The sequence below is a fragment of the Bradyrhizobium sp. UFLA03-84 genome, from assembly GCF_002289535.1.
Classification (GTDB): Bacteria; Pseudomonadota; Alphaproteobacteria; order Rhizobiales; family Xanthobacteraceae; genus Bradyrhizobium; species Bradyrhizobium viridifuturi.
Window position 1 is genome coordinate 652663 of sequence record NZ_NSJY01000005.1, and the last position, 24878, is coordinate 677540.

The following is a 24878-nucleotide window of genomic DNA, read 5'->3' on the forward strand; positions in this document are numbered from 1 at the left end:
GGCGCGCCTAGGCCGCGCCACCCCATCGTCCGGCGCGCTTCTCGGCAAAGGACGCCAGCCCTTCGGCGGCCTCGGCGGTCTGCCGCTTGGCCGAGTGCAAATGGACGAGGCGCTTGTAGGCCGCATCGTCGACCCCCATCCCGCCGAACGAACTCTCCATCGCGAGCTTCTTGGTCTCGGCCAGTGCTTCCGGCGCATTGCCGAGCAATTGCTCCACGACCTTGCTGCCCGCGCTTTCGAGATCGGCAAGCGGCACCACCTCGTGGACGAGGCCGATGCGGCGGGCATCCTCGGCGCCGAAACGTTCGCCGGTCAGCGCGTAGCGCCGCACCTGGCGGACACCGATGGCGTCGCAGAGCTGCGGGATGATGATCGCCGCGGTGAGGCCCCAGCGCACCTCGGTGATCGAGAACAACGCGTTGTCGGCCGCGATCACGATATCGCAGGCCGAGATCACGCCGGTGCCGCCGCCGAAGCAGCCGCCCTGCACCAGCGCCACGGTCGGGACCGGCAGCGTGTTGAGACGCTGCACCGCCTCGAAGGTGGCGCGCGACGCGGCTTCGTTCTCCTCCGGCGATTTCGGCCGCACGCCATTGATCCATTTCAGGTCGGCGCCGGCCTGGAAATGCTTGCCGTTGCCCTTGAGCACGACGACGCGGACCGGCTTGGTCGAGAGGTCGTCGATCGCGGCCAGCACGCCGGCAATCAGCGCGCCGTCATAGGCATTGTTGACCTCGGGCCTGTTCAGCGTGACGGTCGCGACCCCGCGCGCATCGAGGCTCCACAGGACTGGGCTGGCCGACATGACGTTTCTCCCTGGCTCGGCATTGCTCTTGCCCGGCACTATGACGAGAGCCGTCGCCTTGATCCATCACTTTCGAGCGCGCGCGGCCGCATCACATGCATGACGGGTTGCGCGATGCCCTGCGCTTGTGGAAACTGACGCAGCACGTTGCAAGGACAAGTTCCACTCATGCGCATTTGCATTTTCGGCGCGGGCGCCGTCGGCAGCCACTTTGCGGTCCGGCTGGCACGCGCCGGTCACGAAGTGTCCTGCGTGATGCGCGGGCCGCATCTCGACGCGGTCAGGGCCAACGGGCTGACGCTAAGGGTCGGCGACAGCAGCGTCACTGCCAAGGTAAAGGCGTCGGCCGATCCTGCCGAACTGGGGCCGCAGGACGTCGTCATCAGCACGCTGAAGGCCACCGGCGTCAGTACGCTCGGAACCGGACTGTTGCCGCTGCTTGAGCGGGACACGGCAATCGTGTTCGCGCAGAACGGCATTCCCTGGTGGTACGGTCTCGGCCTGCCGCCGCAGCATCCCGCGATTCCCGACCTCGGCTTCCTCGATCCCGGCGGGCATCTGCGCGGCGCCATCCCGAAAGAGCGGATCATCGGCGGCGTGATCTTCTCCTCCAACGAGGTGATCGCGCCCGGCGTGGTGGCGAACCTGTCGCCGGATCGCAACCGACTCCTGATCGGCGAATGCGACGATCGCCGGAGCGAGCGCATCGCCCGGCTGCGCGCGGCGCTGCACGAGGCCGCGATCGAATCGCCTGAGGTCAAGGAGATCCGCGAAACAATCTGGTCGAAGCTGCTCACCAACATGTCGATGTCGGTGCTCTGCCTGCTGACCGGGCTGACCGCACGCGGCGTCCGCGACGATCCCGACATGCAGGACGTGATCCCGCGCCTGCTCGACGAGGCCAATGCGGTGGCGACACGCTATATCCCCGAGGTCAAGCGCGTCACGCGCTCAGGGCCCGCGCCGGACCACAAGCCGTCGATCCTGCAAGACTACGAGCTCGGCCGCGCCATGGAGATCGACGTGCTGGTGCGCGCACCGGCGGCATTTGCCCGCGCGGCCGACATTCCGACACCGATGCTCGATCTGATGGCCGCGCTCGCCATTCAGAAGGCGCGTGACAAGGGCCTGTATCAGGGCTGACAATCCGGATCTCACGATAACAAGCAGGGACATCGAACCATGCACGTCAAGGACAAGGTCTGTGTCGTCACCGGCGGCGCGAGCGGGATCGGCGAAGCGGTGGCGCGGGCCTATGCGGAGGCCGGCGCGCGCGGCGTCGTGGTCGCCGATCTCAAGACCTCGCGCGACCGGCTCGCCAGCGTCGCCGGCGACATCGACGGCCTCGCCGTCACCGCCGATGTCGGGCTCGAGGAAGACGTCAAGGCGCTGATCGCCGCCGCGGAGGACAAGTATGGCCCGGTCGACGTGTTCTTCTCCAATGCCGGGCTGTCGCGCAAGGGGCAGGAAACCGCGTCCGACGCCGACTGGGATGTCAGCTGGCGGGTGCATGTGATGAGCCACGTGTTCGCGGCGCGCGCGCTGGTGCCCGGCATGCTCGCGCGCGGCTCCGGCTATCTGCTCAACACAGCATCGGCCGCGGGGCTGCTGGCGTCGCTGAACTCGATGCCCTACGGCGTGACCAAGAACGCCGCGGTCGCGCTCGCGGAGCATCTGGCGATCCAGTATGGCGATCGCGGTATCCGCGTCTCCGTGCTCTGTCCGCAGTCAGTGCAGACAGGCATGACGACGCCCGGCCCGAGTGCGGCCCGCGTCGACGGCGTGCTGCAGCCAGGCGAAGTGGCGCGGATGGTGATCGAGGCCATGGCCGAAGAGCGTTTCCTGATCCTCTCGCACCCGCAGGTGCAGGAATACATGCAGCGCAAGGCCACCAACCGCGAACGCTGGCTGTCCGGCATGCGCCGTCTGCGCGATCGGATCTATGGCGGCGCGGCGTCGTGACGCCTCTATCGTCATTGCGAGGAGCGACAGCGACGAAGCAATCCATTCTTCCACATGCGGCGAGATGGATTGCTTCGCTTCGCTCGCAATGACGATGCCTAGTCCTCGGATACCGGTGCGAATCCTTCGAGCAAACCCGAGTATCTCTTCGCGACAGGCGAAGCGTAGGCGCCACGGCGCGATGTGGTCAGCTTGAGGGCGGCCAGCGCTTCCGCCTGCTTCACCGCGGCAGCCACACCGTCGACCACCGGCACGCCGAACTGCACCGACAGCGCATGGGCCAGGTCGGCCATCCCGGCGCAGCCGAGCACGACGGCATCGGCCCCCTTCTCCAGCGCCCGCGCGATTTCCGCCTGCAGCTTCTCCCTCGCGCCCGAGCCCGGTTTCTCCAAATCGAGCACCGCGACGTCGCAGGCGGTGACCGCCGCGCGATCGGCGAAGCCGTAGCGGCGGACCAGCTCCTCCAGCGGCACGATCGAGCGCGGCAGCGTGGTCACGATGCCGATGCGCCTGGCGATCTGGCCCGCCGTGACCAGCGCCGCCTCGCAGATGCCGACCACCGGATAGCGCGCGGCCGACCGCGCAGCATCGAGGCCGGTGTCGTCGAAGCAGGCGATGATGCCGGCGTCGGCATCCGGCGTCTTCAGCAAGGCTTCGATCAATCCGGGAACGGCAAACGCCTCGTCGTAGAAGCCTTCGATCGAGGCGGGCCCCATCGATGACGTGACGGCCACGATCTCGGTGCCATCGGCGGCAACCGCCCGGGCCGCCGTGGCGATGGTCGCGGTCATCGACGCTGTGGTGTTGGGATTGACGATCAGGATCCTGGTCATGGGCACAGAGTAGCCCGGATGCAGCACAGCGCAAACCGGGATGGTGTCACAGGCGAAGGCCGTGCCTGCTTACGAATGCTTCGCAACCCAGGCCGCGAACGCATCCAGCACCTCGGCCATCACCTCACGGTCGTCGCGGCCGGAGCGCTTCAGGACATGGAAGGAATGGTCGGCCTCCTGCACCAGATGCAGATTCGCCCGGCTACCCAACTCCTTCACGACAGGCTCGAGCAGCTCGAGCTCAGCCAGCGCGTCGCGCGTGCCCTGCAGGAACAGCATTGGAATCTTGACCTCGGCGAGATGCTTGGCTCGCTCGCGCGACGGCTTGCCGGCGGGGTGCAGCGGAAAGCCGAGGAACACCAGCCCGTGGACGCCTTCGAGCGGCGCCTTGGCCTGTGCCTGCGATGTCATGCGGCCGCCAAACGACTTGCCACCGGCGAACAGCGGCAGTTCGCCGCAATGCCGCGCGGCCTCCGCCACCGCGGCACGCACCGTCGCCTGTGCGACGGCGGGCGGATCGGGCCGCTTGCTCCCCTTCTCCATGTAGGGAAACTGATAGCGCAAGGTGGCGATGCCGCGCTCGGCCAATCCTTCAGCGATCACTTGCATCGACGGATGCGTCATGCCGGCACCGGCGCCGTGAGCGAACACATAGGCCGCACGGGCCACTTCCGGGCGCAGCAGCAGCGCGGACACCGTGCTGTCGCCCGAGACCATGATCGTGAGCAGTTGTGCGCGTGGCGCGTTCAAGATGACATCTCGACGAATTGCTGCTCCGGCACTTCTAGCCGTAGCCGCCGATGCGCGCAAATGCCGCCGAGGAGCGCGCGCCGCAAGTGAACTGGCTCACAGCCAATCAAAATTTCCTTTGCAACATTTCCCTTGCAACATTTCCCTTGCAACATTTCCGTTGGTAGACCAAGCGGCGTCACTATAGGATATTGCACGACGCACTACACGCTTAACGCGAACCTGTTTCGGCGATTTTTAACATCTCATCAATATGACGCGCGGGTACCGCGAATCGGGGGACGGGGCATGCCTCGCAAGACGATCTTTTTCATCGGGTTGTTGATTGTCGCCGGCGTCCTCTACTTCAAGGACGATATCGAGACGGTGGCAAGCGGCTTCCGCGTCAAGGTCGTCGACTACCAACCGCCGGCAAAGACCGTATGGCTGGACCAGAACGTCAGCGCCGAGCGGCTGCGCTGGTTCTACCATGCCGACCAGGGCACGCGGACCTTCGGCATTCCGCTCGAATGGTTCATGGCGCTGGAGCAGCCGACGGTGTGGCCGCTGTTCACCGCGGCGGCGCGGCTGAGTGACACCAATTACCTCGGCCGCTTCGGCTTTATTCCCGACACCGTGATTCCCGGCAAGCCCGATGCGCTGCCGATCGGCTTCGCGCCGGGCGGCCCGATGACCGATGCCAACGGTGCGCCGTGGCGCAATCCACACAGCAAGGCCGGGATGAACGGCGTCGGACTGACCTGCTCCGCCTGCCACACTGGAAGCTTCAGCTATCGCGGCACCGAGATCGTGATCGACGGCGGACCGGCCAACACCAATCTGTTCGAATTCCAGAAGAGCGTCGGCGTCTCGTTGCTGTTGACCCGGTTCTGGCCGGGCCGCTTCGCGCGCTTTGCCGACGAGATCCTCGGCAAGACGGCCAGTCTCGACGAGCGCATGGCGCTGCGCGGCCAGCTCGATCTCGTGCTCAAGCAATATGCCAACATCAATGCACTGGAGACCAAGGTCGCCGCCAACAGCGTCGAGGAAGGCTATGCGCGGCTCGATGCGCTCAACCGGATCGGCAACCAGGTGTTCTCGATCGACCTGAACAATCCGAACAACTACGCCTCGCATTCCGCGCCGGTGCATTTCCCGCGGATCTGGAACGCGCCGTGGTTCAGCTGGGTGCAGTATGACGGCTCGATCATGCAGCCGATGGTGCGCAATGCCGGCGAGGCACTCGGCGTCAGCGCCGAGCTCAATCTGCTCGATGAATCCCGGGGCCTGTTCAAATCGAGCGCGCGGGTCGACGTGCTGCACGAGATGGAACGGATGATCGCCGGCGAGCCGCCCAGCGAGGACAAGGGCTTCGGCGGCCTGGCATCGCCGAAATGGCCGGAGAACATCCTCGGGCAGATCAACATGGATCTCGCGAAGAAAGGCGGCGAGCTCTACAAGACGCACTGCCAGGGCTGCCATGGACCCGCGATCGACAGCAAAGCGCTGCCGGAGAGCGAAGCCTTCGCACTGTTCAAGGACAAGAAGCGCTGGATCAAGAACGACGCCGGCCAGCCGCTGCTCGACGTCGAGATGATTCCGATCAGCCATATCGGCACCGACAGCGCACAGGCCGAGGGCCTCCAGAACCGCACCGTCGAGACGCCGGCCAATCTGAACATCAAGGACGGCAGCTTCGGCCCCGCGCTCGGCGAACTGGTCGAGAAGACCGTCGACTACTGGTACGACCAGAACAAGACCCCGCCGGAGGATCGCAAGCGCATCAACGGCTACCGGCCGAACGAGATCCAGGCGCCGCTCGCCTACAAGGTCCGGCCGCTCAACGGCATCTGGGCGACCCCGCCCTACCTGCACAACGGGTCGGTCCCGAGCATCTTCGCGCTGCTGTCGCCGGTGAAGGATCGACCCTCGACCTTCTATCTCGGCAACCGGGAGTATGATCCCAAGGATCTCGGCTATGTCTGGAAGGACAAGATCAAGAACGCCTTCCTGCTCGACACCAGCAAGCGCGGCAACAGCAATTCCGGCCACGAATTTTCGAACGAGAAGCGCCTCGGCGTGATCGGCCCGGAGCTGAAGGAAGACGAGCGCCGCGCCCTGATCGAGTTCATCAAAACGCTGTAGCCGTCACGGGTCACGACTGCTGCCGTCATGGCCGGGCTTGGCTCGGCCATCCACATCTGTTGCGCAGGCGACGTTGAAGGCGTGGACGCCACCCGACAAGGCCGAGCGCGACGAGTGGCGGGTTCGTGTATCCGGCCCCGCGCTCTGTAACGCCTGCTCTCAACTCTCCTTCAACTTGGGCACGGGTTGCCGGCGCGCCGGGCGAGTCATGGCCTCGAGCTCGAGCAGCTGGTTGAGCTGCTCCTCCGTCAGCAGCCTCTCCTCAAGCACGATGTCGGCGACGGAGCGGTTCTCCTTCAGCGCGCGGCGTGCCACGCGCGACGAGGCCTCGTAGCCGAGCGCCGGCGCCAGCGCCGTGATCAGGCCGATCGAGCCCTGCACCAGGCTGCGGCAGCGCTCGCGATCGGCCTCGATGCCGTCGACGCAACGCTTGGTCAGCGTATCGATCGCCGCCGTCAGCATGCGCAGCGAGCTCAGCACGCAGTAGCCGATGGTCGGCTCGAATGCATTGAGCTGGAGCTGGCCGCCTTCGGCGCACATCGTCACCGTGAGATCGTGCCCGATGACGAGGAACGCGACCTGGTTGACCACTTCCGGAATCACCGGGTTGACCTTGCCGGGCATGATCGACGAGCCGGCCTGCACCGCAGGCAGCCGGATCTCGCCGATGCCGGTACGCGGCCCCGACGACAGCAGGCGAAGGTCGTTGCAGATCTTCGATACCTTAACCGCGACGCGCTTCAGCACGCCGGAGAACAGCACGAAGGCACCGAGGTCCGAGGTCGCCTCGATCAGGTTCGAGGCCAGCACCATCGGCTGGCCTGAGAGTCGCGACAGTTCCTCGACCGCCAGCGCGGCATAGCGCGGATCGGCATTGATGCCGGTGCCGATCGCGGTGGCGCCGAGATTGACCTCGCGGAACAGGCTCGAAATCTCGTTCAGCCGCGCGACGTCCTCCTTCACGGTGGCGTGGAAGGCGTCGAATTCCTGGCCCAGCGTCATCGGCACCGCGTCCTGCAATTGGGTGCGGCCCATCTTGAGAACGTCGGCGAATTCCACCGCCTTGCCTTTGAAGGCATAGGCGAGATCGTCCAGTGCGCGCACCAGCGGCTGGGTGGCGAAGATCACCGCGAGGCGCAGCGCGGTCGGATAGGCATCGTTGGTCGATTGCGCCATGTTGACGTCGTCGTTCGGATGCAGCGTGTGATAATCGCCGGGCTTCTTGCCCATCAGCTTGAGCGCGACGTTGGCGATCACCTCGTTGGCGTTCATGTTGGTCGAGGTGCCGGCGCCGCCCTGGATCGCGTCGACGACAAAGGACTCGGCATAGACCTTGTCGGTCGCGACCTGGGTGCAGGCCCGGTCGATCGCATCGGCCTTTTCAGGCGAGAGATAGCCCAGGCGCTTGTTGGCGCGGGCAGCAGCTTGCTTCACCAGCGCCAGCGCGCGGACGAATTCCGGAAAATGGCCGACCGGCACGCCGGTGATCGGAAAGTTCATCACCGCGCGCTTGGTGTGGATACCCCACAGTGCATTGGCCGGCACATCGTCCTCGCCGAGCAGATCGTGCTCGGTGCGGGACTGCGCCTGCTCGATCGGCACGGTGCGGACGGTTGCGATCGCGAGCTCGCTCACACCGCCGCCGTCGCCGGAGGGCGGCGCAGCGCCTGCAGTGGTGGCGGTCTCAACCTTCGATTCGGCCATTGGTCCCTCCGTTACCTGCTGAACATCGCGTCGTCGGCGACCGCACCATGATGCGCCCGACGGACATCGAAAGCCAATGCCTATCGGCAAAGTCTTGCACACCGGCTAACCGAAAACCGCGGAAAAGCCGGATCGGAATGCGCGTCGCAGCGGGAATCGAGGGCTTACCTTATCTGTCATGATAACAACAACTTATAGCTCGATGCCGCGGTTCGTTTCGCGACAGATGCGGTTGCTTTCTCCGCCCCGTGATCGCGTGCTAGATCAGCATCGACTGGCGCAATGGCGCTGCCGATTTTGAACGAACCAAGGACCAGAACCGTGTCCGACAACAACGAAGCGATAACCATCAGATTCCGCTGCCCGGCGGAGCTCGAGGGCAAGATTCCAGAGCCGGTGCCTGCGTCATTGGGTCTTCCCGGATGGCTCAGGGCGATGCCGACGCAGGCCTTCAATGCGATGAGCAATCGCGAAGAGGATACCGTCAAGCGCTGCCCGCCATTCGTCGATGCAATGACGTCAGGCTTCCTGCTTCCGCTGGTCTGCGATCTCAAGGTCGAGAATGGCGAGATGACGTGGGACAATGACCTTCCTGCCGGGGGCGCGCTCGAATTCCCGCGCTCGCCGGTCGGATTCCACGACGAAAGCCAGGTGGCCGGCTCGCCGCTGTTCGAGCCCGACCGTTTCCTGATCAAGTTCGTCAATCTGTGGACCATCGAGGCGCCGGCGGGCTACTCGCTGTTCTTCACGCATCCGGTCAACCGGTTCGATCTGCCGTTCACCACGCTGACCGGCCTCGTCGATTGCGATCTGTTTCGCGACGGCTGGGTTCATTTCCCGGCACGCTGGCACGACACCAATTTCAGCGGCGTGTTGCCCAAGGGCACGCCAGTTGCGCAATGCTTCCCTGTGAAGCGCGAAAATTGGGTCGCGCAGACCGCGGCGATGACGCCGGATGAAACAGCGCGCGCACAGGAGCTGTCCAACAGGATGGCCCGCGAGCCCGGGCTCTATCGCCGCCAGTTCCGGTCGTAGATCGAGCGCGCGAGGGCGACGACGGGTGTAAGTGGGACAAGACCCTTTCCTCTTGTCGTCCCTGCGAAAGCAGGGACCCATACGCCGCGGCCGTGTTGCGAAAGCGACTCGTCGTTCCGGCATCATGCAACTATTCGCACTGGTGGTTATGGGTCCCTGCTTTCGCAGGGACGACATCGAGTTTGTGGGGCGATCTAGAACAGGTTCGGTGTCATAACCCGCGAAGGCGAGTGATCCAGCATTCCAGAGACGGAGGAGTTTGACCGAGAAGCCGCGGCGTACCGGATCGCCCGGTCAAGCCGGGCGATGACGAGCGTGAGGCCGCGGCTAAGTCGCCTAGCTCAGAAATTTCTTGAACCCGCTGGGACGCAAGAAGAAGCGGCCATGCGATGCCATCGCAAGCGCGGCCGTGGTGCGGCCGATCATTTGCGGCCGGCCGCGCAACGCCAGGCGCAGATTGGCTTCGCCGGCAGCGCGGTCGCCCATTTCCAGAAGACAGGCGGAGAAGCTGGTGCGCGTCAGGGGATCGTCGGGGCGCTGCGCCAGCACCTGACGGTAGAGATCCGCCGCGGCCGCGTATTCGCCGTCGAGCAGCAGCACACGCGCGAGCGCGGCCAGAACATCCGGATGTCCCGGCGCCGCACTGCGCAGCTTCTCCAGAATCTCTCGCGCGCGGCCACGCTCATTGCGCTGGGGCAGCAACTGCGCGAGCAGCAGCTGAAATTCGAGGCTGCCGGGCGCGAGAACAAGCGCGCTCTCAAGCACGGCTACCGCCTCGTCGATGCGGCCGTCCGCGTGCAATTGCCCTGCCAGCGCCTGAAACGCGGGGAGGTATGGCGGCCGCCGCGCGCTGGTTCGCCGCAACACATCGATCGCCTCGCTGCGGCGACCGGCGCCGCCGAGCGCCGCGCCGAGCAGGGTCTCGAGGCCGGGATCCTCGACACGGCGGGTGGCTCGCTCGAGCGGCGCGATCGCCTCCTCGTTGCGGTTCTGGATCATCAGCGCCCGCGCCAGGATCGAGGCGGCGCCGACATCGGTCCGGTTCGCCTTCAAGACCTCCGCCGCCAACCGTTCGGCTTCGACGACCTGCCCCGTCTGCAAGGCGACCACGGCGCGTTGCAGGAGCGGGGATGGGCCGGGCCCGCGATTGGCGGAAGGGGGCGGAGGTTTCGGCATGCGGTCCGTCGGAGATGGTTCTTCCCAGCCGTTATCACTGCCGCCGACGGAGCGTCCAGCGAAAGTCGCATCCGGACACTGAGATACCGCCGGTTCCGGCGCAGCCCGCGGCTGTCACGCGACAGACATCGAACCACCCTCTCCGGCCCGATTTTTCGACTGCTTAACCTATTCGACCTAGCCTGAATTGCCGAAAACAGGGCCCAGCTTGATGTTCGCGACTACTCTTGAAGCAATTCGGTCGACCTCCTCGAAGCGAACCGCTTACGTCAGGGGCATCCTCGCGCTTCTGGCCATCGCAATCGTCTTCAAGGCCGTGTGGCTTGCTCAAGTGGGACTCGGGCATGGCCGCGAACTCGTCGATTTTGCCGCCTTCTACATCACCGCGAAGCTGGTGTGGCTCGGCACGGTGGATCAGGCCTATCAGTTCGCGAAGCTCATCGTCATCCAGAAGGAGGCGTCGGGCGGGCACGACGGTTTCATGTCGTGGACCTATCCGCCGCAGTTCAGCCTGCTGCTGGCGCCGTTCGCGCTGATCCCGGTCGGGATTGCCTATCTGCTGTTCGCGGCCTCGACGCTGACGCTTTACCTCGCCGTGCTACGCCGTCTCGCAGGCGACAACTTCGTCCTCGTGCTCATGATCTTCTTTCCGACAATCGGGATCACGCTGGCCTGCGGGCAGAACGGCCTGCTGACGGCCGCGCTGATCGGAATGGTCTGCCTGTTCTTCGAGGAACGGCCAGCGCTGGCCGGGGCCGCGCTCGGGCTGATGATCATCAAGCCGCATCTCGCGATCGCGTTCGCGGTCTATGCCGTGCTGCGGCGGTCCGGGATCGTGGTGATGACGGCCGCCGCCGTCGTGCTGATCAGCTCGGCGGCCTGCACGGCGGTCTTTGGCGTCGAGATCTGGAGCGCCTTCCTGCAAAGCGTGCGCGATTCGTCGGTGTTCCTGGAGCACGGCAATTACCCGATGCATCGCATGATCTCAATCTATGCGGCGCTGCGGACGGCAGGCTTGTCCGCGTCGACAGCGTTTGTCGCCCAGGGCGTCGTCGCGGTGCTGGCGCTTGCCGTGGTCCTCATTGCAACCTACCGGCCGATGCCGGCACGCGAGCGCCTCGGCCTCGTCGCGATCGTATCGGTCTGCATCAGCCCTTACGCGTACGACTACGACTTCCTGATCTTCAGCGTCGGCCTGGCGCTGCTGTTGCCGGCGCTGCTGGCGAGCGCACGCGAGTGGGAACGAGGGATCATCTACGCCCTGCCGATCCCGATCGGCGCGTTCGGCTACCTGCAAGCAACGCAGATGGCATCTTCCCACAATGGCGAACAGGCGCTCAGCACGTTCTCGATCGGCGGCTTCGCGATCATTCCGCTGATCGCACTCATCGTCGGTATCGTGCTGTTGCGCAGCTCAGGGACGGAAGCAGTCGGAGGACCGACCGTCAGATGCGCATCCGCTTGAAGATCGTCTCCGGCAGCGCGCAGATGATCGCCATCACCAGCCGGAACCGCCTAGCCACATAGATCACGTCGCGCGGCCTCGTCACATCGGCGAGGTAGATATCCTCGGCAACCCGATCCGGATCGACCGTCAACGGCGCCGGCAACTTCATATGCGCGGTCATCCTGGTGCGCACGAAGCCGGGCTTGACGGTGACGACGCGGACCTTGCCCGCGAGCGCCAGGCGGTTGCGCAGCCCGGACAGGAATTGCGAGAAACCGGCCTTGGCCGCGCCATAGTAGTAGTTCGACGCCCGCCCGCGATCGCCGGCGACCGAGCTGACCCCGACGATGGTTCCCGAACCGCGCGCCTCGAAGGCCTGCGCGAACAGTTCGAGCAGCAAGCTCGGCGCCTCGAAGTTGGTGCGCATGATCGACGTCGCAAGCTCGGGATCGGTCTGCGCACGCAGCTGGTCGCCGAGTTCTCCGACGACGCACACCACGGTGTCGGGGAGCACGGACAGGCCGGCGACGAAGCCGGCCAGCTGCGCGGTCTGCAACACGTCAAGCGCTTGAACCGTCGTTTCGACGCCGCTTCGCGTCCTGATGTCGTCCGCGTTACGCTGCGCGGCCTCGATGTCGCGGGCGGCGAGCGTCACGCGCCAGCCCTCTTTTGCGTAGCGCAGCGCGGTTGCGTGCCCGATATCCGAGCTGCCGCCGATCACCAGAATTGATTTTGTGCCGATCATCAAATTCCAAGCCGAGCTGAAAGATGGGAGATGAGGCGCGCATTCGCGCCGGTCTGCTGGCGGATGTCCCGCAAGGCCGCAAGGCCGGGATATCCGGATTCGAATGTCGCGCGGGACTGCCGCGCATCCTTGGCGAGGTAGAGCCGGCCGCCGGCATCGACCACCAATGCGTCGAGCTGGTCGAGAAAGGCGAACAGCGTCTCGGTGACCGGAAAGTCCATCGTCAACGTATAGCCGCGCAGCGGAAACGACATCGGCCCGCCGCCATCGCCGAGCTGCTTGAGCACGGCAAGAAACGACGCATCGCCGCGCCGGGAGACCCGATCCAGGATGTCGGCAAGCACGCGGCGCGCGTGCGCCTGCGGAATCACGCATTGATACTGCACGAAGCCGCGCCGGCCGTAGATCCTGTTCCAGTCGGCGATCGCATCGAGCGGGAAGAAGTAGGGATCCCAATGGACGAGCCGTTGTTCGCCCTGCTGCGCAGCACAGCGACGGAAGTACAGCTCGTTGAACGCTCGCATCGATGTGCGGTTGAGCAGCCACCCGGGAAACAGCTTCGGCACCGACAATCGCGGCATGCGAGGGCTGGGGAACGGCGCGAGCTCGGGCGCCAGCAGCTCCTTGTCGCGGCGCGTCGCGTGCTCGGCCAGATAGACCAGCGACCGCCCGAGCGCCGCGCCGCGCGCAAGGCAGTCGATCCAGGCGACCGAATAGGTGGCCGATGCGCTGCGTTCGAGCAGATCGATCGCCGCCTCAAGATTGCCGGCGACGCGGGTATCCTGCCGCAACCAGGCCGTCTCGATCGGGAGCAGCCGCAACGTCGCCTCGAGGATCATGCCGGTCAGGCCCATGCCTCCGAGGGTCGCCATGAACAGTGCAGCGTTCTCCGAGCGCGAGCACGACACGATCTCGCCGCCCGGCAGCGCGAGGCGGAATGACTCGACGATATTGCCGAAGCCGCCGTCGCGATGGTGGTTCTTGCCGTGCACGTCGGCCGCGATCGCGCCGCCGACGGTCACGAATTTGGTGCCGGGCACGACTTTCAGGAAGAAGCCGCGCGGCTCGAACGCGGCAAGGATGTCGGCGATGGTCACGCCGGCTTCGACCGTCAATTCGGCAATTGCCGCATCGAAGCTCCGCATCCGGTTCAGGCCGCGCGTTGAAATCGTGGTGTGGGTGCCGATCGCCGCGTCGCCATAGGCGCGGCCCGCCCCGCGCGCGACGACGCCGGACCGCCCGAGCAGAGCATCCCGTGCGCCCACGGGCGTCCGTGGCGCCAGCAGTTCAGTCGACACCTTCGGATAGTTGCCCCAGCCGGACAGGCTCTCGTCCGGATTGAAGGTCGCCGTCGCGCGTCCTGGCAATGCAGCCGCCGGCATCGCTAGATGGCGGCGAGCATGATGACGCCGATCGCGCCAAGCGCGATCCAGCTGGCGCGATCGCGGAGCGCGAACATCACCGGATCGTCGTCGATCAATCCGCGCTGTGCAAACAGCATCACGCGACCAATCCAGTACATCAGGATCGGGCAGCAGGCCCATAGCAGCTGCGGATGACTGTAGAGCGCGCGAACCGTATCGGACGAGATGTAGAGCGTGAAGATCACGACGGCGTTGAAGCCCGATGCCGCGGCGAGGATCGCGATCATCGACTTGTCTTCGACCCGGTAGCCGCGCGCCGCCAGCACCGCGCCATCGGGCTGGCCGGCGAGTTCGACGTGGCGCTTCACCAGCGCCAGCGACATGAAGATGAACAGCGAGAACGCAAGCAGCCATTCCGACATCGGCACGCTGATCGCGACCGCGCCGCCGATCACACGGACGGTGTACAGCGTCGCCAGCACGACGACATCGACGATCGCGATGCGCTTGAGCCACAGCGAATAGGACGTGGTCAGCGCGAAATAGCCCAGCAGGACACCGGCGAACGCGGCCGATATGGACAGTGCGATCGCGAATGCGGCCGTTAGCGCCAGAGCCATTGCGCCGGCGGCTCGCGGCGCCGCGATGACTCCGCTTGCGATCGGACGGCTGCGCTTGGCCGGATGCGCGCGGTCGGCCCTGATGTCGAGAATGTCGTTCAGGATGTAGGCGGCCGACGCGCAGAGCGAGAATGCGATCACCGCGAACAGCGACGTCGCCGCCGATCCCGGCGCAAATTTATGCGCGGTCAGCAGCGGCACCAGCACGAGGGCGTTCTTGGCGTATTGATGCACCCGGAGCAGCTTCAACCAGCTCTGCACACCGGCCCGCACAGGCGCCGCCGGTTCGGATCGACCGGGACGCCCGACGCGCGACGCGAAGTCCGGCAATGCGACCGTTGCGCTGCCGATATAGTCAAAGCCCTGGCGCAGCACGGGCGGCAGGTCTTCGCTCCGCACCGCCGGCGACCGGCCAGCCGGTGCGGCGGCCCAGGCCGTGAAGACACCGAGATGCTGGGCAACAGCGCTGACGAACGGCTCGGGATGGATTTCCGAACAGAGATAGACCGGGCGGCCTTCGCCCAGCACCTGCAACAAGAAGGTCACGGTATCGCGGTCGAACTGCGCGCGGGATGAATCGAAACCCGACGAAACGGCAACGTGCGTCGATCGCGCATCCGGTCCGAACGCTGTGGCAATCGCGGCGGCGACCGCGAGAACGCGACGGCTCAATTCGGAAGCGATCCCCGCCGGGAAGGCGCTTCCCGGCACCATCACCTCGTCGACATCGACAACGAGCGGCCGGCCGCTTGAGCGCAACGGATCACGAAGGGCGTCGCTGCCGCCCTGCTCAACCCGTTCTGGAACGCTCGATCGCATGCGCGCGGACTTCCGGTGGCCCCCTCCCCATTGTCCGCAGCGTTCCCTAATTTGGGGTGAATTTGGGGGCAAACGCCCGCCGCACCGCGCCGGGGGGCAGCGCGCGAAGGCCGTTGCGGCTTCGATGGGGGATGGAAGCGGTCGCCGACGAGCGTGCGCTGCGCGCAACCAGGCGGAAAATGGCGATCCCGGGAAGACTCGAACTTCCGACCTACGGTTTAGGAAACCGTCGCTCTATCCGGCTGAGCTACGGGACCGCACGGCCCGCGGCTCAAGCATGCGGGCGCAGCCCTCCCATAGCAGAGGTGCCGAATGATCGCCAGCCCGCGCCCCAACGGGTGCGCGCGAAGTTGTGCCTGGTTCGCCGCGTCGCGCGTTATGCGACCTGCCGCGCCGGATTCGCGGCAGCATCCGCCGCGCCAGCCCGGCGCGCCGGCAGAAACTCGATCGCCTCATCCTGCAGCGAGCCGAAGCGCAGCGTCATGATATCGAGCGCATAGTTCTGGTAGAGCCGCCACGGCCGGCGCGAGCCCTGCTTTGGGAACCTGGCGGCAGCGCGCTGGATATAGCCCGAGGAGAAATCCACCCAGGGCAGTTCGGTCACGGTCGGATCGTTCCGCCGCGGGGTCACCTGCGCATAGCCGTTCGCCTTCATGTGGTTGAGCATGCGGCAGACATATTCGCAGGTCAGGTCGCATTTCAGCGTCCAGGATGCGTTGGTGTAGCCGAAGGCGGCGGCAAGGTTCGGCACCCCCGAATACATCAGCCCCTTGTAGTTCATGGTCTTCGACAGATCGACCGGCGCGCCGTCGACCTTGATCTCGAGCCCGCCGAGCACCTGCAGATCGAGGCCGGTCGCGGTCACCACGACATCGGCGTCGAGCACTTTGCCGCTCTTGAGCTTGATGCCGCCGGGCGTGAAGGTCTCGATCTGGTCGGTGACGACGGACGATCCGCCGTCGCGCAAGGATTGAAAGAGATCGCCGTTCGGCACCAGGCAAAGCCTTTGGTCCCACGGATTGTAGCTCGGGGTAAAATGCGTCGCGACGTCGTAGTCGGGGCCGAGCGCGTGGCGCACGCCGCCGAGGATCAGCTTCTTCACCCGCTCCGGATCGCGCTTGCAGAGCCGGTAGAAGTACATCCCGAACAGCACGTTCTTCCAGCGCGTGAGGCCGTAGGCGAGCTTCGCCGGCAGCCGCGCCCGCAGCCAGTTGGCGACCTTGTCCTCGTCCGGCCGCGCCACGACGTAGGTCGGCGAACGCTGCAGCATCGTGACATGGGCGGCGGTCTTGGCCATTTCCGGCACCAGCGTCACCGCGGTCGCGCCGCTGCCGATCACCACCACCTTCTTGCCGGCATAGTCGATGTCGTCGGTCCATTTCTGCGGATGGACGACGCGGCCGGCGAAATCGGCGATGCCGGGGAAATCAGGCGTGTAGCCGTGCTCATATTTGTAGTAGCCGCTGCACATGAACAGGAAGTTGCAGGTGAGGCGCTCGATCGTCTGCTCCGGTCCGCGCTCGACTTCGACCGTCCATTGCGAATCGGCCGACGACCAGTCGGCGCGCACGACGCGGTGGTTGAAGCGGATATTCTTGTCGATGCCGTAGACGCGCGCAGTCTCGCGCACATAGTTCAGGATCGACGGCCCGTCGGCGATCGCCTTCGGCTCGGTCCACGGCCGGAACGAATAGCCGAGCGTGTACATATCGGAGTCGGAGCGGATGCCGGGATAGCGGAACAGGTCCCAGGTCCCGCCGATGCAATCGCGGCCTTCGAGAATGGCGTAGCTGCGGTCCGGACAATTGGTCTGCAAATGATAGCCGGCGCCGATGCCTGACAACCCGGCACCCACGATCAACACGTCGAAATGAGCAGACATGCACTGACCCTCCCGCGTCATAACTGACAATATATGTTGTCAGATAACTTGACATCTGACAATGGCTCATGTCAATAGCCTTTCATGGCAAGCAGCCGAAAAGCCCGCCTCTACGGCGGTATGGACGCCGACGAGCGCCGCACCGAGCGGCGGCTGAAGCTGATCGACGCGGCGATCGAGGTCTATGGCGAGGTCGGCTATCGCAGCGCGACGGTGAAGGCGATCTGCGAGGCCGCCGAGCTCACCGAGCGCTATTTCTACGAGTCCTTCGCCAACAGCGAAGCCCTGTTGATCGCCGCCTACAACCATGTCGTCGGCCGTCTGCACGAGGAAATGACGGCTGCCGCCGCGGCCGCCGGCGACGATGCCGAAGCACGGCTGCACGCCGCGCTGACGCTGTATTTTACCCGGCTGAAGGAGCATCCGAAGCCCGCGCGGGTCTTCCTGCTGGAAATCTCCGGCATCAGCCCGGCGGTCGATGCCGTCAAGCTCGACGCCGGGCGCGTGTTCAGCGACATCCTGGTGCCGCCGACGCGCGATGCGAAGCACGGCGACAGGGGGGCGGCTGCGACGCTGCTCTCGACCGGCATGGTCGGCGCGGTGATCTCGATCGCGCTGCGCTGGGTTTCCAAGCAATATCCGCAAACCGTCGCGGACGTGGTCGCGATTGCCGCCAGCTTCTGCCGCGTCGCATTGACCGAGGCTGATCGCCGCCGGAACCTGCACCTGCGGTAGCGGTGGACCCGCACCGCTCGCCGATTTTCGATCATGTTTCGCCGAGGTTTCCGGCCTGCCCCGAAGCCGCACCGCCGATTTAACTTGCACGACAGGCGGCGCGGGTTGTCTTATGCACGGTACCGGGTGCAACCAGGCTTTTCCTGTTTCACCTTGCGAAACAACGAAAAAACTGCATCAGGCGGAGCTTAAGCCTTTGGTCGACGTGCACAGGCTGGACGACGTGACCGCGCGCCTAGGCGACGTGGTTCTCGATCCCGCGACCTGGCCGTCCTTCATGGACGAGGTCTGCGCGGCCGTCGGCGCGACCGGAGCTGCGATGCTTCAGAGCGACATCCGCACCGAAGACATTCCGCGCTCGGAATCGATCAGCGACTATTTCACCAAGACCTATTTCCCGCACAATCTGCATCTCACCGACATCCGCGCGGCACGCGGCGTACCGCTGATGCTGGCTGGCACCAACGTCATCACCGATGCCGACCTGTTCGGAAGCGAGGCGGAGATGTTGCGCGACCCGCTTTATGCGACGCTCGGCGAGTTCGGGCTGAAATGGTTCGCGGGGATCGGCTTTCGCGCCGGCCCGGCATTGTGGGCACTGAGCATCCAGCGTTCGCCGAAGGAAGGCATGTTCGACGCCGACGAGGTCAAGGCGCTCTCGCGGGTGTCGGCGCGGCTCACCGAAGCCGCGACACTGTCTACCGTCGTCGGCCGCTCCGCGATCTCGGGCATCACCAGCGCGCTCGACCTGATCCAGGTCGCAGCGATTGCCGTCGGCCGCTTCGGCGCCGTCATCGGCATGAACGGCCATGCTGAGAGTTGCCTCGGCCACGACCTCGCGATCCGCAACAACCGCCTCACTCTGCTCGACCGGCAGGCCAATGCCGATCTGACCAGGCTGATCGATCTGCTGGCCCACAGTTCGGACCTGCAACCGCTGCCGACAGCGCCGATCGTGGTGCGCAGGATCGACAAGCGGCCGATCGTGATCCAGATGCAGCCGGTGCCGCCCGCCGCGCGCTCGCCGTTCCTGGGCGCGCGCGCGATCCTGTTGATCCGCGATCTCGAGGGCAGCGCCGCATTCGATTCTGCGCTGCTGGCGACGACCTTCGAGTTGACGCCGGCGCAGGCGCGCCTCGCCACGCGGCTTGCGCGCGGTGATTCAGTCGAAGCGGCGGCGCAGGAGGCCGGCATTGCCCTTGCCACCGCGCGCAACCAGCTCAAGACGATCTTCCAGAAGACCGGCACGCATCGGCAGGCGGAACTGGTCGCGTTGCTGCACAGGGTGAAGTGAGCAATTCGAGGCGAATTGTTCCGATGTTCCGGTTGGCTTCAGATGAGAATTCTTTAGATATTCCAATACCGCACGGCTGTGTTCCATCAGACACAGCGGCTTGAGCGTCATTCCACAGATCGGGAAAAACTTCGGGTTCCCGGGTGACAAGGGTCACTAAAATGGCGACAATCTGCTCACTCTGTGTCGTTCGGGTTTGCTTGCAATGTCCGTGATGCCGTCACGATCATCGACGTTGGCTGTCGCCATTTTCGCCGCCGCGTTCGCGCTGGTGCCGATCAGCGCGTATGCGCAATGGTGGCGCAGCGCTCCGAAGGATTTTGAAGATTGCGCCGACCTCGCCGAGAAGGCGAAGACCAAGCAGGACAAGACCGCGCAACTCGCCGACTGCAACGCCAAGTTTGCCGGACGCCGCAAGCCCGGCGGCGGCTACACCTATTACGACTTCATGCAGGATCGCAGCTTCGACATCGCCGGTCCCAATCCGACGCCGGACGAGCAGAAAAAGATCGACCAGGAATATACCGGCTATCTCGAGAAGGAGCGCCGCTCCAGCATCGCCGCGGCGTTCAATGCCAAGCAGCTCGAGCGGCAGGAAAAGCCGCAGGAGCGGCCGCCGGAGCTCCAGCAGGCCTCGCTGCATAGCGAGCCCGCGAAAGTCCCCGTCCCTGCCGCAAAGCCAGTCAAGCCGCGGGTCGCAGCCGTCCCGATTCCCGAGCCGCGACCGCGGGTGCGCAGCTGCGTAAAGGGTACGTTCTCCTGTGACTGGCCGCGGCTGTCCGACGGACTGAACGACCTGAAGAAGCTGTTCACGCCGGCAACGCCACAGCCGACCAAGCTCGCGAAGCGCAACTAGTCGGTAATCACCATCGCCCAGAACCTGCGGTACGGCGACTTCGGATTGTCGACGTAGGCGACGCCGACGCGCTTGGCGCCCGGCATCAGCAGGTTCTCGCGATGGCCGGGCGAATCCTCCCACTGCTTCAGCATCTCGGCGAAGGCGATGAAGCCGGCTCCGATATTTTCCGCGGCGCGCTGCTTCTTGAGCGGTGCGATGCGCGTGAAGAAGCTGCCGCCGGCGGAATGGCTGACCGATCCGGTCGCCGACATCGCCTGCGCCTGCTTCAGCGCCATCGCATTCAGCTTCGCGTCGAGCTTGACCGCGGGCATGCGGTTGGCGCGCCGGTAGGCACTGATCGAGCCGGCATAGTCGGCGGCATCAGCGGCCGTGGCGATGCCGAGTACGAGGGTGAGTGCGAGCAACAGCAGCTTCATCCGAGGCCTTCCCTGCAATGGGTCAATGCGCGCGAGCGCGCTTGTAGCGTCGGTGCGTGACCGGTTTGTGCGCTGCTGCGGCCGATTGGCTCGCTGCCGCGCGCTGCTCCTGCAGACGCGCATCATAGCCTGGCGAGGGCACCACGGTCGGCGGCGCAGCGCGCAGCGGGCTGGCGGCGAGCGCAACAAGCGCGAGCAGCATGACGCAGGATCGTCTCATGATGTCACCTCCTCGGTTGTGCGAACGATATCGCAGATGTTCGTCTGCGCTCATCACACTGCCGCGCGGATCTGTTCCGGCGTCAGCCCCGGCGAACCCTTGCCGTCTGCCTCGGCCTTCCGGATCAACGCGATGATGCGGCGCGACAGCGGAGCCTTAAGCCCGCGGCGATCCGCGATCGCTGTGATCACACCTTGCAGATAGTCGATCTCGGTACGGCGGCCGCGCTGCAGATCTTCCCACATCGAGGAGCGCGCTTCGGGGGCGATCTTCATGGTGCGGCCGAGCAGCATGCCGAACAGCGCATCAGGCAGCCGCAGCAGATGCGGCATCCAGCCCGACGGCAGCGGCGTCGGCGACACCGGCGCGATGCCCTCCGCGCGCACCGCGGCAAGGCCCTCCGCCATCTGGTCCGCGAACAGTTGCCGCCAGCCGCGCTGCGCGAGCTGCTGCCGCAGCGGAATGTTGGACAGCGCATTGAGCGCGTTATTGAGATTGACGATCAGCTTACCCCACTGCACGCCATCGATATTGGCGGTGGCCTTGATCGCAAGACCCGGCACCGAAAGCCGCGCCGCGGTGCCGGCATCATCCTCTGCGATTAGGATGTCGCCCGAGGTCGAGCGATGGAAGCGGCCATCGCCGAGCGCGACCACGTTGAACGGCACCATGCCGCCGAGCACCTTGCGGTCCGGCAAGCGGTCGCGCAGCAGCGGCACGTTGCCGACACCATTTTGCAGGCTGACCACTACGGCATCGGCGGGTGCATGGCGCGCGATCAATTCGGCGATCTCGCCGGTATCCGCGCTCTTCACCGTCACCAGCACCGCCCGGGCATCGCGCAGGATCGACGGATCGTCGGATAGAACGAGCCGGTCGGCCGGTATCATTCGCTCCGAGCCGTCGAAACTGCTGACCCGCAAACCGTGGCCCGCGATCTCCTGGATCAGCCGCGGCCGCGCCAGCAGCGCGACGTGGCGGCCTGACGCAGCCAGCATGCCGCCGACGAAGCAGCCGATGCTTCCGGCGCCCGCAATCCCGATCGGCCGGTCGTCATTCATCTGGCTAAACATCCATTCATCAAGGGCTCGATAGCAGACCTTTGGTTGCCTGCCTATTTCGATGCGCCGCCGCCCGGGTGGCCCGCCTTGTAACCGTCATGGGCCGAAGCTATGTTTCGCGCACGGGGCACGGTTGCGGCAGGAGACGATCATGGGTTTACTCGACGTACTCAACGGCATGCAAAACGGCCCCCGCGGTCCGAGCGCGCCAAGCACATCATCCGACAGTTCGAGCGGCGGCGGAATGTCGCCGATGACGATGGCCATCCTGGCACTGCTCGCCTGGAAGGCGGTCAAGCATTTCACCGGCGGCCAGCCGGGCGCAACCGCTCCCCAGTCGACCCCGGCGCAGGCGCCGCAGCTCCCCGGCAATGTCACCGCTGGTCTGCCCGGCGGCGCCGGTGGTGGCGGACTCGGTGATCTGCTCAGGGGCGGGCTTGGCGGCCTTCTCGCCGGCGGCGCGGCCGGCACCGTGCTCAGCGGCGGCCTCGGCGATCTGCTCAACCAGTTGCAGCAGAAGGGCCATGGCGACGCGGCGAATTCCTGGGTCAGCAATGGCCCCAACAAGCAGATCTCGCCCGGCGACCTCGCCAACGCGCTCGGCGCCGATCAGATCGACTCCCTGGCGTCGCAGAGCGGCATGTCGCGCGACCAATTGCTGCAGGGCTTGAGCCAATACCTGCCCGACGCGATCAATCATCTGACGCCGGACGGGCGGCTGCCGAGCGGCGACGAGCTGCGCGGCAGGCTTTAGCGGCAGCGTTGATTCCATCTGAGGAGGACGACAGTCATGGGCGGCATCATCTGGGTCATCATCGTCGGCTTTGTCGCGGGGATCATCGCGCGGTTCCTGTCTCCGGGACCGAACAATCCGAGCGGCTTCATTCTCACCACCGTACTTGGCATCGCCGGTGCCTTCCTCGCGACCTTCATCGGCCAGGCCATCGGCCATTACGGTCCCGAACAGGGTGCCGGCTTCATCACCGCCACGATCGGCGCGCTGGTGGTGCTGTTCATCTGGAACCGGCTGGTCGCGGCCCGCGTGATCCCGGATATCGGCAACAAATAAAGTCGCCGCGGCACTGGTTCAAAAATCAAAATGCCCGGGCCTGGCCCGGGCATTTTTTCGTTTCGGCGGCAGCTTGGAAGCCACGTCACTGAATGAGATGCATGCCGGCGTCCATTCGGACGAATTCGCCGGTCATGTTGCTGGACGCCGGGCTCGCCAGGAAGCAGACGAGATTGGCGATATCTTCGGCGGTTGACGCGACCTTCAGCGGCACCCGCGCGACCACCGCATCACGCACCTGCTTCGCGCCCGCCTCGCCGCGTCCCTTGGTGAACCACGGCGTATCGATATAACCCGGACACACGGTGTTGACGCGGATGAGCGGCGCCAGCGCGCGCGCCAGCGACTGCGTCATGGTGTTGAGCGCGCCCTTGCTCGCGGCATAGGCCACCGACGATCCGCCACCGGAAATGCCTGCGACCGAGGAGACGTTGACCACGGCCGAGGGACGGCCCGAGGCCTTCGCCCCGGCCTCGAGCAGCGCACGCGCGGCACGGACCATCTGGAACGGGCCGATGGTGTTGACCGCATAGATGCGTTGGAAGTCTTCCGCGGTCAGGCCGTCGAGATCGTGATGCGGCACATGCTTGGTGGTGCCGGCATTGTTGACGAGCACGTCGACGCGGCCCCAGCCCTGCGCCGCGGCCGCAATCTTCTTGCAGTCCTCATCGCGCGAGACGTCGCCCTGAACCACCAGCACCTCGGCGCCCTGCTTGCGGCAGAGTTCGGCCGTCGCCTCGGCCTCCGCCTTGCTGTTAGAATAGTTGACGATGAGGCGCGCGCCCTGCGTGGCGAGGATTTGCGCGGTGGCGGCGCCGAGCCCCGATGCCGACCCGGTCACGATCGCGCACAAGCCATCCTTGGACATCTGCATTTTCCTTGTTGTTGTGAGCCAGATGATCTCCGGCGGTGGCATACCATACCGCGCGGAAATACACCTGCAAACCGCGCCGGTCCATTACAAATAGGCGTGTGAGCCCTTCTGCAGGCTGGCCCACTGCGCCTCGTCATGGCCGCAGATGATCTTGACGCCTGCCGCCTCGAGCCTGGCGATCTCGTCGAGCGAATTCATGAACTGCTCGACATCGAGGCTGTTTCGCGGCGAGACCCGCTGATCGAGATTGGCGCGTACGCTGAGCGAATCTGACGCGAGCAGGTATTCGCCGCTCTGATCCAGCTTGACCAGCGCACCGGTCGTCCCCTTCGAGTGTCCCGGCAGCGGGATCAGCGTCAGTTTGCCGTCGCCGAACACATCCATCTGCTTGTCGAAGATTTCCGTCTTTAGCGGATGATCCCAATCCGCCTTGATGTATCCACGATCGGACGCGTTATCGGCCTTCGCCGCCTCGAGCTCGAGCGCGTGGATGAAGACCGTCGCCTTCTTGAAGAAGGCGTTGCAGCCGCAATGATCGGTATGCAGGTGAGAACAGATCACCACGTCGATATCGTCGGGACCGAGGCCTACGGCCTTCAGGCTGGTCAGCACATGGTCGTCCGCCGGCATGATCGGCTGCATGTATTTGGCGAGCGGGCCAAGCCGGCCTTCCGGATCGGTCGCGACATCGGGATGGCATCCGGTGTCGAACAGCACATTGCCTTGCGTGTGCCGCAGCAGCATGCAGGACACCGGTAGCTCGATCGTCTCGCCGCGCGGCGCATCAGGCAGATAGGTCCGCTTCGACATCCGCAGCCGTCCACCCGACAGCATATGCATCTTCATCACGTCACCTCTGATTTCAGCCTCAAGCTAAACATGGGTTGACGGAAACTCATAATGCCCCTCGCGCCGACTGGTCTCGCCGGGTTGCCGAGCCATGAACCTGCCGCCTCATGCGGACGGCGGCCCGGTTTCATCTGACGGACTGAACCGGTGCCGCCAGCCAGTCTGCTGCCGCACTTGGCAAACCGCTTGGCATACAAACCGAAGCGCCCGAAAGTTCACTCTGCGGAATTCATGC

General features: G+C 65.3%; 24 protein-coding genes and 1 tRNA gene. 10 read left to right on the top strand and 15 right to left on the bottom strand.

Features of this window, described 5'->3' with window-relative positions; all coding sequences use genetic code 11:
• Positions 1 to 7: 7 nt before the first annotated feature.
• Positions 8 to 805 carry an enoyl-CoA hydratase-related protein gene (locus CK489_RS05870; protein WP_050631567.1) on the bottom strand — a complete coding sequence of 266 codons (798 nt, stop codon included), beginning with the start codon at positions 803 to 805 and terminating at the stop codon, positions 8 to 10.
• A gap of 168 nt (positions 806 to 973) precedes the next feature.
• On the opposite strand from CK489_RS05870, the gene CK489_RS05875 reads away from it, so the two are divergent.
• Both CK489_RS05875 and CK489_RS05880 read left to right on the top strand, forming a co-directional pair.
• Positions 974 to 1948, top strand: coding sequence for a 2-dehydropantoate 2-reductase (locus tag CK489_RS05875; RefSeq protein ID WP_095731604.1), 975 nt, complete (start codon positions 974 to 976; stop codon positions 1946 to 1948).
• A 39-nt stretch (positions 1949 to 1987) separates the two neighbouring features.
• Positions 1988 to 2767: an SDR family oxidoreductase gene (locus CK489_RS05880; RefSeq protein WP_050631566.1), complete on the top strand. Its 780-nt coding sequence runs from the start codon at positions 1988 to 1990 to the stop codon at positions 2765 to 2767.
• Between the two features lie 98 nt (positions 2768 to 2865).
• Here the strand turns inward: CK489_RS05880 and CK489_RS05885 are convergent, their stop codons facing one another.
• Positions 2866 to 3600, bottom strand: coding sequence for an aspartate/glutamate racemase family protein (locus CK489_RS05885; protein WP_050631565.1), 735 nt, complete (start codon positions 3598 to 3600; stop codon positions 2866 to 2868).
• Positions 3601 to 3669: 69 nt separating this feature from the next.
• Entirely contained in the window at positions 3670 to 4350 is a 681-nt protein-coding gene (locus tag CK489_RS05890) for an alpha/beta hydrolase family protein (RefSeq protein WP_095731605.1), read from the bottom strand.
• Between the two features lie 288 nt (positions 4351 to 4638).
• Between CK489_RS05890 and CK489_RS05895 the strand changes: the two genes are divergently transcribed.
• Entirely contained in the window at positions 4639 to 6474 is a 1836-nt protein-coding gene (locus tag CK489_RS05895) for a di-heme-cytochrome C peroxidase (protein ID WP_095731606.1), read from the top strand.
• 159 nt (positions 6475 to 6633) lie between these two features.
• Here CK489_RS05895 and CK489_RS05900 read toward each other — a convergent pair whose 3' ends face one another.
• On the bottom strand, positions 6634 to 8178 hold the full coding sequence (locus CK489_RS05900; protein ID WP_095731607.1) for an aspartate ammonia-lyase: 1545 nt from the start codon (positions 8176 to 8178) through the stop codon (positions 6634 to 6636).
• Between the two features lie 321 nt (positions 8179 to 8499).
• Here CK489_RS05900 and CK489_RS05905 point away from each other — a divergent pair, with 321 nt between their 5' ends.
• Positions 8500 to 9213 carry a hypothetical protein gene (locus CK489_RS05905; RefSeq protein WP_094194361.1) on the top strand — a complete coding sequence of 238 codons (714 nt, stop codon included), beginning with the start codon at positions 8500 to 8502 and terminating at the stop codon, positions 9211 to 9213.
• A gap of 336 nt (positions 9214 to 9549) precedes the next feature.
• Here CK489_RS05905 and CK489_RS05910 read toward each other — a convergent pair whose 3' ends face one another.
• Positions 9550 to 10389, bottom strand: coding sequence for a tetratricopeptide repeat protein (locus CK489_RS05910; protein WP_245350265.1), 840 nt, complete (start codon positions 10387 to 10389; stop codon positions 9550 to 9552).
• A 331-nt stretch (positions 10390 to 10720) separates the two neighbouring features.
• Between CK489_RS05910 and CK489_RS05915 the strand changes: the two genes are divergently transcribed.
• A complete protein-coding gene (locus tag CK489_RS05915; protein WP_245350266.1) occupies positions 10721 to 11854 on the top strand; it encodes a glycosyltransferase family 87 protein in 1134 nt (377 codons plus the stop codon).
• On the opposite strand, the gene CK489_RS05920 is transcribed toward CK489_RS05915, so the two are convergent.
• The 5 genes from CK489_RS05920 to CK489_RS05940 form a co-directional block, all read right to left on the bottom strand.
• On the bottom strand, positions 11835 to 12581 hold the full coding sequence (locus tag CK489_RS05920) for an SDR family oxidoreductase (RefSeq protein WP_050631561.1): 747 nt from the start codon (positions 12579 to 12581) through the stop codon (positions 11835 to 11837). The genes CK489_RS05915 and CK489_RS05920 overlap by 20 nt on opposite strands.
• Positions 12581 to 13963 (bottom strand): FAD-binding oxidoreductase, encoded by a 1383-nt coding sequence (locus CK489_RS05925; protein WP_095731610.1) that lies wholly within the window; start codon positions 13961 to 13963, stop codon positions 12581 to 12583. The genes CK489_RS05920 and CK489_RS05925 overlap by 1 nt, the downstream gene beginning before the upstream one ends.
• A gap of 2 nt (positions 13964 to 13965) precedes the next feature.
• On the bottom strand, positions 13966 to 15384 hold the full coding sequence (locus CK489_RS05930; protein ID WP_095731611.1) for a UbiA family prenyltransferase: 1419 nt from the start codon (positions 15382 to 15384) through the stop codon (positions 13966 to 13968).
• Between the two features lie 180 nt (positions 15385 to 15564).
• Positions 15565 to 15641 (bottom strand) — tRNA-Arg (locus tag CK489_RS05935).
• A gap of 119 nt (positions 15642 to 15760) precedes the next feature.
• Complete coding sequence (locus tag CK489_RS05940; RefSeq protein WP_095731612.1) at positions 15761 to 17266, bottom strand: flavin-containing monooxygenase; 1506 nt, start codon at positions 17264 to 17266, stop codon at positions 15761 to 15763.
• 84 nt (positions 17267 to 17350) lie between these two features.
• On the opposite strand from CK489_RS05940, the gene CK489_RS05945 reads away from it, so the two are divergent.
• The 3 genes from CK489_RS05945 to CK489_RS05955 all read left to right on the top strand — a co-directional run bounded on the left by CK489_RS05945 (position 17351) and on the right by CK489_RS05955 (position 20151).
• Positions 17351 to 18001, top strand: coding sequence for a TetR/AcrR family transcriptional regulator (locus tag CK489_RS05945; RefSeq protein WP_063781921.1), 651 nt, complete (start codon positions 17351 to 17353; stop codon positions 17999 to 18001).
• Positions 18002 to 18224: 223 nt separating this feature from the next.
• On the top strand, positions 18225 to 19295 hold the full coding sequence (locus CK489_RS05950) for a helix-turn-helix transcriptional regulator (protein WP_143278102.1): 1071 nt from the start codon (positions 18225 to 18227) through the stop codon (positions 19293 to 19295).
• Between the two features lie 214 nt (positions 19296 to 19509).
• Entirely contained in the window at positions 19510 to 20151 is a 642-nt protein-coding gene (locus CK489_RS05955; RefSeq protein ID WP_430649223.1) for a hypothetical protein, read from the top strand.
• Here the strand turns inward: CK489_RS05955 and CK489_RS05960 are convergent.
• The 3 genes from CK489_RS05960 to CK489_RS05970 are packed head-to-tail and all read right to left on the bottom strand — an operon-like array spanning position 20148 to position 21851.
• Positions 20148 to 20570, bottom strand: coding sequence for a CAP domain-containing protein (locus tag CK489_RS05960; RefSeq protein ID WP_050631555.1), 423 nt, complete (start codon positions 20568 to 20570; stop codon positions 20148 to 20150). The genes CK489_RS05955 and CK489_RS05960 overlap by 4 nt on opposite strands.
• 22 nt (positions 20571 to 20592) lie before the next feature.
• Entirely contained in the window at positions 20593 to 20790 is a 198-nt protein-coding gene (locus CK489_RS05965) for a hypothetical protein (protein WP_095731613.1), read from the bottom strand.
• 53 nt (positions 20791 to 20843) lie between these two features.
• Positions 20844 to 21851, bottom strand: coding sequence for a 2-dehydropantoate 2-reductase (locus CK489_RS05970; protein ID WP_095731614.1), 1008 nt, complete (start codon positions 21849 to 21851; stop codon positions 20844 to 20846).
• Between the two features lie 151 nt (positions 21852 to 22002).
• On the opposite strand from CK489_RS05970, the gene CK489_RS05975 reads away from it, so the two are divergent.
• Together CK489_RS05975 and CK489_RS05980 are read left to right on the top strand one after the other, a co-directional pair.
• Positions 22003 to 22605, top strand: coding sequence for a YidB family protein (locus CK489_RS05975; protein ID WP_095731931.1), 603 nt, complete (start codon positions 22003 to 22005; stop codon positions 22603 to 22605).
• A gap of 36 nt (positions 22606 to 22641) precedes the next feature.
• Positions 22642 to 22920, top strand: coding sequence for a GlsB/YeaQ/YmgE family stress response membrane protein (locus CK489_RS05980; RefSeq protein WP_021080200.1), 279 nt, complete (start codon positions 22642 to 22644; stop codon positions 22918 to 22920).
• An 85-nt stretch (positions 22921 to 23005) separates the two neighbouring features.
• Here the strand turns inward: CK489_RS05980 and CK489_RS05985 are convergent, their stop codons facing one another.
• Together CK489_RS05985 and CK489_RS05990 are read right to left on the bottom strand one after the other, a co-directional pair.
• Complete coding sequence (locus CK489_RS05985; protein WP_095731932.1) at positions 23006 to 23788, bottom strand: SDR family NAD(P)-dependent oxidoreductase; 783 nt, start codon at positions 23786 to 23788, stop codon at positions 23006 to 23008.
• A gap of 90 nt (positions 23789 to 23878) precedes the next feature.
• On the bottom strand, positions 23879 to 24640 hold the full coding sequence (locus CK489_RS05990) for an N-acyl homoserine lactonase family protein (RefSeq protein ID WP_095731615.1): 762 nt from the start codon (positions 24638 to 24640) through the stop codon (positions 23879 to 23881).
• Positions 24641 to 24878: the final 238 nt, after the last annotated feature.

Bases quoted from the DNA above. Each gene is read 5' to 3' on its own strand.
- CK489_RS05875 (WP_095731604.1), top strand. From the start codon at position 974: ATGCGCATTTGCATTTTCGGCGCGGGCGCCGTCGGCAGCCACTTTGCG.
- CK489_RS05910 (WP_245350265.1), bottom strand. From the start codon at position 10,389: ATGCCGAAACCTCCGCCCCCTTCCGCCAATCGCGGGCCCGGCCCATCC.
- CK489_RS05970 (WP_095731614.1), bottom strand. From the start codon at position 21,851: ATGAATGACGACCGGCCGATCGGGATTGCGGGCGCCGGAAGCATCGGC.
- CK489_RS05895 (WP_095731606.1), top strand. From the start codon at position 4,639: ATGCCTCGCAAGACGATCTTTTTCATCGGGTTGTTGATTGTCGCCGGC.
- CK489_RS05945 (WP_063781921.1), top strand. From the start codon at position 17,351: ATGGCAAGCAGCCGAAAAGCCCGCCTCTACGGCGGTATGGACGCCGAC.
- CK489_RS05975 (WP_095731931.1), top strand. From the start codon at position 22,003: ATGGGTTTACTCGACGTACTCAACGGCATGCAAAACGGCCCCCGCGGT.
- CK489_RS05925 (WP_095731610.1), bottom strand. From the start codon at position 13,963: ATGCCGGCGGCTGCATTGCCAGGACGCGCGACGGCGACCTTCAATCCG.
- CK489_RS05980 (WP_021080200.1), top strand. From the start codon at position 22,642: ATGGGCGGCATCATCTGGGTCATCATCGTCGGCTTTGTCGCGGGGATC.
- CK489_RS05920 (WP_050631561.1), bottom strand. From the start codon at position 12,581: ATGATCGGCACAAAATCAATTCTGGTGATCGGCGGCAGCTCGGATATC.
- CK489_RS05965 (WP_095731613.1), bottom strand. From the start codon at position 20,790: ATGAGACGATCCTGCGTCATGCTGCTCGCGCTTGTTGCGCTCGCCGCC.
- CK489_RS05900 (WP_095731607.1), bottom strand. From the start codon at position 8,178: ATGGCCGAATCGAAGGTTGAGACCGCCACCACTGCAGGCGCTGCGCCG.
- CK489_RS05985 (WP_095731932.1), bottom strand. From the start codon at position 23,788: ATGTCCAAGGATGGCTTGTGCGCGATCGTGACCGGGTCGGCATCGGGG.
- CK489_RS05955 (WP_430649223.1), top strand. From the start codon at position 19,510: ATGCCGTCACGATCATCGACGTTGGCTGTCGCCATTTTCGCCGCCGCG.
- CK489_RS05990 (WP_095731615.1), bottom strand. From the start codon at position 24,640: ATGAAGATGCATATGCTGTCGGGTGGACGGCTGCGGATGTCGAAGCGG.
- CK489_RS05960 (WP_050631555.1), bottom strand. From the start codon at position 20,570: ATGAAGCTGCTGTTGCTCGCACTCACCCTCGTACTCGGCATCGCCACG.
- CK489_RS05870 (WP_050631567.1), bottom strand. From the start codon at position 805: ATGTCGGCCAGCCCAGTCCTGTGGAGCCTCGATGCGCGCGGGGTCGCG.
- CK489_RS05930 (WP_095731611.1), bottom strand. From the start codon at position 15,384: ATGCGATCGAGCGTTCCAGAACGGGTTGAGCAGGGCGGCAGCGACGCC.
- CK489_RS05885 (WP_050631565.1), bottom strand. From the start codon at position 3,600: ATGACCAGGATCCTGATCGTCAATCCCAACACCACAGCGTCGATGACC.
- CK489_RS05880 (WP_050631566.1), top strand. From the start codon at position 1,988: ATGCACGTCAAGGACAAGGTCTGTGTCGTCACCGGCGGCGCGAGCGGG.
- CK489_RS05940 (WP_095731612.1), bottom strand. From the start codon at position 17,266: ATGTCTGCTCATTTCGACGTGTTGATCGTGGGTGCCGGGTTGTCAGGC.